5 protein-coding genes (2 of these 5 only partly in view) are annotated in these 5000 nt (G+C 43.1%); 3 read left to right on the forward strand and 2 right to left on the reverse strand.

Annotation, left to right across the window (positions count from 1 at the left end; translation table 11 throughout):
- Both carA and rimI read right to left on the reverse strand, forming a co-directional pair.
- On the reverse strand, positions 1-888 hold the 5' portion of the coding sequence (carA, locus tag QC759_RS00805) for a glutamine-hydrolyzing carbamoyl-phosphate synthase small subunit (protein WP_048073730.1). It extends 195 nt beyond the left edge of the window; 888 of the gene's 1083 nt are visible here — the first part of the coding sequence; the start codon lies at positions 886-888; its stop codon lies beyond the left edge, outside the window.
- A gap of 290 nt (positions 889-1178) precedes the next feature.
- Positions 1179-1637 carry a ribosomal protein S18-alanine N-acetyltransferase gene (gene rimI, locus QC759_RS00810; protein WP_048073729.1) on the reverse strand — a complete coding sequence of 153 codons (459 nt, stop codon included), beginning with the start codon at positions 1635-1637 and terminating at the stop codon, positions 1179-1181.
- 27 nt (positions 1638-1664) lie between these two features.
- Between rimI and QC759_RS00815 the strand changes: the two genes are divergently transcribed.
- The 3 genes from QC759_RS00815 to cobK form a co-directional block, all read left to right on the forward strand.
- Positions 1665-2063: a UPF0146 family protein gene (locus tag QC759_RS00815; protein WP_048073728.1), complete on the forward strand. Its 399-nt coding sequence runs from the start codon at positions 1665-1667 to the stop codon at positions 2061-2063.
- Between the two features lie 117 nt (positions 2064-2180).
- Positions 2181-4706: a calcium-translocating P-type ATPase, PMCA-type gene (locus tag QC759_RS00820; RefSeq protein ID WP_048073727.1), complete on the forward strand. Its 2526-nt coding sequence runs from the start codon at positions 2181-2183 to the stop codon at positions 4704-4706.
- 117 nt (positions 4707-4823) lie between these two features.
- On the forward strand, positions 4824-5000 hold the start of the coding sequence (gene cobK / locus QC759_RS00825; RefSeq protein WP_048073726.1) for a precorrin-6A reductase. It continues 672 nt past the right edge of the window; only the first 177 of its 849 coding nucleotides appear in the window; its start codon is at positions 4824-4826; the stop codon falls past the right edge of the window.

A 5000-nucleotide genomic window follows, 5' to 3' on the forward strand; every position in this document is an offset into this window, starting at 1 on the left:
GAAACCATGATTCTGGGAGGTTATGGAAACTTTCCCTGTTTTCAAGTCCTTAACTGGCTGATTAATCCCCCGGTGGCCGAATTTCATTTTGTATATCTTGGCTCCGAAGGCCCGGGCTATTATCTGCTGCCCTAAACAAATACCAAAAATAGGGAGCCTTTCTGAAAGTTTTTGCACAGTTTGTATTGCTTCTTTGACTCTGCTGGGATTTCCCGGCCCGCTTGAAACCAGAAGGGCTCCGGGTTCATAATCCAATATTTCGGAGGCTGAAGTGTGGTAGGGCAGGAGAACAACACCAATCTTCCTTCTTAAAAGGGCATTGATACTGTTATTCTTCACTCCACAGTCCAGTATAACTGCCTTTTGGGAGTACTCCTCACCTAATATGGTGGGTTCAGTTACGGATACCTGGTTCACCAGGTCAATATCTTCAATTCCTGGCTGGTCCCGGGCCAGAGCTAGAAGTTCCCCATCCTCTATTTCTTCTGTTGCCAGGGCACCTTTCATAGCCCCATATCTTCTGATTTTCAGGGTAAGGGAACGGGTGTCAATGTCACTGATTCCTGGAATTTTGTATTCCTCTAAAAATCCGGAAAGGCTGTTTTCAGAATGACTGTGTGAGGGGTGAGGATTTTCTTCTCTTACCACGTACCCTTCGGCTTTAATCCCGTTGGACTGGAACCACTCCGGGGATATACCGTAATTTCCCTGCAAAGGGTAGGTAGACATTAGGATCTGCCCCTTATAAGAGGGATCAGTGAGGGATTCTACGTAGCCGGTCATCCCTGTGGCGAAAACCACTTCTCCTGTTTTTATTGTCTGGTAACCGAATCCTTTCCCTTTAAGTATTGTACCGTCCTCTAAAGCTAATTTGGCATCTTCTTGCATTCAATCACCATGTTATAAACATTTTTTGCCCCAATTCTCCCTTGGGGATTCCTTTATTTGGTAAAAAATGGATAGTGTTAGATTCATATTTTCAATTTTAATTCATCTCAATTAATATAGCAGTTCTATTATTTATCCTTGTCAATTTCACCAGGTAGATCTGGTCCTTAATATATGATTGGTTAATCAAGGATATAACCCTGATTAGTAATTCAATTTAACTACCGGATTTCCCTGGTTTTCTAAAAGAATTAGGGAAATCAAGGATGAGTGAGATGTTTAGACGGTTATTAGGGGTTATATGGAATTTCAAGGTTTTCCAGCATTTTCTCCATTATAATGGCATCTTCCCCGTCTTCATAATAATTAATTACCAGGGTTTTCTCCTCAAAACCTAACCTTTGATAAAATTTACGGGCTTTTCGATTTCCTTTCCTTACTTCCAATTGTATTTTGCCTACGTTATATTTTTTGAAAATTTCCAGGGTTGTTTCCACTAGACGGGAACCAATCTTCTTTCGATGATGATGGGGGTCCACGGCAATGGAAATGATATGACCCTCATCTTCAAATCTGATCCAAAATATAATATACCCCACAATGATATTATCTTGCTGGGCTACCAGAAAACCTGCCCCTAAATTATATAGATCCACCAGTACATTGGCGGGGTAGGGATCATCAAATGATGAGGATTCAATCTCCAGGACTCTCTTAAGATCTGGACGTTTGAATTCTCTTATCAACATTGAATTTCCCCAATATGAGTGATAAAAATGTGGAGTGACTTTACTGAATATATTATCAAACATTATTCCCAATCTTCCGGCATTGCGGAAGTGGCAGTGGGACACTTTCTACAGGTGGGATGTGACCTGAAAAAACGTCTTGAGGTGGATATCATCATGACTGATATTAAACCTTACCATGATTCCGTAATCCTAGATGATATTAGACAACCTGACTTAAAAATATATAAGGATGCTGAACTTATTTATTCTATAAGACCCCCGGAAGAGTTACATCCTTACTTGGAGCAACTCTCCAATAAATTAGGGGCTGATTTAATTATAAAACCCCTTTCAACTGATTCTATACATACCAGGGGAAAGATGAATTTAATTAACTACAAAAAAGCAGTTTTTTATAAAAAATCATCAAGTAATGATATCTAGTGGAACTTAAAATATTGAGTAGATTGGTAGTAGTGTACACTACGTAATCTAAAGCAGAATATCATAAATGTTATGAAAATCATATTAATTTTCAGGTAGGGCTTAGGTGCATTTCACATGAAATGGAAAAAATTAAGTGCAGATGAAACATTAAAAACCTTAAATTCAAGTATTAATGGTTTAAGTAGTTCTGAAGCCCAGAAAAGACTATCAGAACATGGTAAAAACGAGCTGGTTGAGGAAAAGAAGGCAGGACCTCTAAGGATTTTCCTGGAACAGTTCAAGGAGATACTCATCCTGATCCTGATTATCGCAGCCATTGCTGCGTACTATGTTGGAGATACCATTGATGCAGTAGTTATTCTGGTAGTGGTAGTGATAAATGCAGTTGTTGGATTTATCCAGGAATACCGTGCTGAAAAAGCAATGGAAAAACTTAAAGGGCTTATTTCCACGGAAGCAGTAGTTTTGAGAGATAGTCAGGAACAGACAGTACCTGCGGGGGAACTAACTATGGGGGATATAGTACTCCTGGAGGAAGGGGACAATGTCCCGGCGGATCTTAGAATAATAGAAAGCTACGATCTGTTGATAGATGAGTCCGCCATGACTGGAGAGTCTTTACCAGTTGAAAAACATGCTCAAACTATACTTTCTGATGATCACGGCACGGAGAACATGGCCTTCATGGAAACTGATGTTGCTTCTGGCCGGGGAAAGGGAGTAGTTGTAGAAATTGGTATGGACACCGAAATCGGTAAAATAGCGGAGATGATCCAGGAAGAAGAGGAACAAACACCTTTACAGCAAAAAATCGGAACTCTGGGTAAAACTCTGGGTCTACTGGCGGTTATAGTGTGTTCAGTGGTATTCGTGCTGGAGTACTTGCAGGGAGTACCACTGGTGGATACCTTCATGACTGCGGTTTCTCTGGCAGTGGCTGCGGTTCCTGAGGGACTTCCGGCGATTTTAACCCTTACCCTGGCACTGGGAATGCAGAGAATGGCAAAAAGCAACGCTATTGTTCGAAAACTCCTGGCCGTGGAAACTTTGGGGTCCTGTAATGTGATATGTACTGATAAAACCGGAACTCTAACCCTGAACCAGATGACAGTGAGAGATGCCCGGGTGAAAGACCAGAAAATGGTTTACACCATAGCGGCACTCTGTAACAACGCCACCCAGTCTGAAGGTAAATTATTGGGTGACCCCACCGACGCATCCTTACTGGTGTATGCCGATGAAAACGGATACAACCGTAAAGAACTGGAGGAAAAAAATCCCCGACTACTGGAGATACCACTGGACAGTACCCGGAAGAGGATGACCACGGTCAACCAGATAGGGCACGATAGATACGTCCTTATAAAAGGGGCTCCTGAGGTTTTACTGCAAAAATGTTCCCAGATAAGTGGTGATGATGAGGTCTGTTCCCTCAAGGTTGAAGACACGGAAAATACAATGAAGGACCTCCAGGAAATGACTGGAAATGCACTGCGAGTCCTGGGATTCGCCTACCGTAAGCTGGGTCCAGAAGAGGATTTGGAGGATAAAGAATCACTGGAAAAGGACCTTATCTTTGCGGGTTTGGTGGGAATGATGGACCCACCACGGGAAGAAGCTAAACAGGCTATTGCCCAGGCCAAAAAGGCCGGTATAAGGGTAGTGATGATCACTGGGGACCACAAGGACACTGCAGTGGCCATTGCCCGGGAGATTGAAATTACCGATGATGAGGAGATAGTAGCCCTCACTGGTTCGGACCTGGACCAGCTCAGTGACCAGGAATTTGAAAACATGGTGGATGATGTCCTGGTGTATGCCAGGGTATTCCCGGAACAGAAGGTTAGAATTGTGGAAACCCTTAAAAAGAAGGGAAACGTTGCATCTATGACTGGTGATGGAGTTAACGACGCCCCGGCCCTTAAAAAGGCTGCTATTGGGGTAGCCATGGGTAGTGGTACCGATGTGGCCAAGGAATCCGCGGACATGCTACTTCAGGATGACAACTTCGCCACCATAGTCCAGGCCGTGCGCGAGGGGCGAACCATATTTGATAACATTCGCCGTTTTGTCCGGTTCCAACTCTCCACCAACATCGGGGCCATACTAACTATTACCTCTGCCTCTATAATTGGATTACCAGTTCCTTTCAACCCCATCCAGGTTTTATGGATAAATATCATAATGGACGGACCACCGGCCCAGTCCTTGGGTGTTGAACCACCAGAAAAGGGAGTTATGGAAAGACCTCCCCTCAAGGAGGAGATCATCCCCCGCAAGAACCTGATAAAAATAGTATCAGCGGGAGTGGTGATGACCGTGGGAACACTGGCCCTTTACATGTACATGTTATCCACGGGTACTGAATTAAACCGGGCTATGACCATGGCCTTCACGGTTTTTGTAATGTATCAGATATTTAACGTGTTTAACTGCCGTTCTGACGGGGGATTCTCCAATAAAGTCCTACTTATAGCAGTGGGATCTTCTTTACTCCTCCAAATAGCAGTTATATATCTTCCATTCCTCCAGGGAATCTTCCGTACCACTGCTCTGGGTATATTTGATTGGGTGGTGATCTTGCTAATTGCCGCCACCATCTTCGTCAGTGACTGGGTGGTTAATAAAGCCCTTAAATAATAATTCCAAATAAGTAATCCCATTATTTGGGGTTAAATCAGATAATTTGTCTCAAATTTCTTGTTTAATCCCAATTCAGGATTTACTATTTTATTAATCAAGCTGAGGTTTATAAAGATGAATTTACTGGTAATGGCCGGGACCAGTGATGCCCGCCACATAATCAAGGATCTTTCTACGGTAGACGACATTCATGTTCTGGCCACGGCCACCACCACTCATGGGGTGGAACTGGCAGAAAAATCCGGTGCAGACAAAGTACTAAATGGCCGTTTCAATGTAGAAGAATTGATG

Origin of the sequence: Methanobacterium formicicum (genome assembly GCF_029848115.1) — an archaeon.
Taxonomy (GTDB): Archaea; Methanobacteriota; Methanobacteria; order Methanobacteriales; family Methanobacteriaceae; genus Methanobacterium; species Methanobacterium formicicum.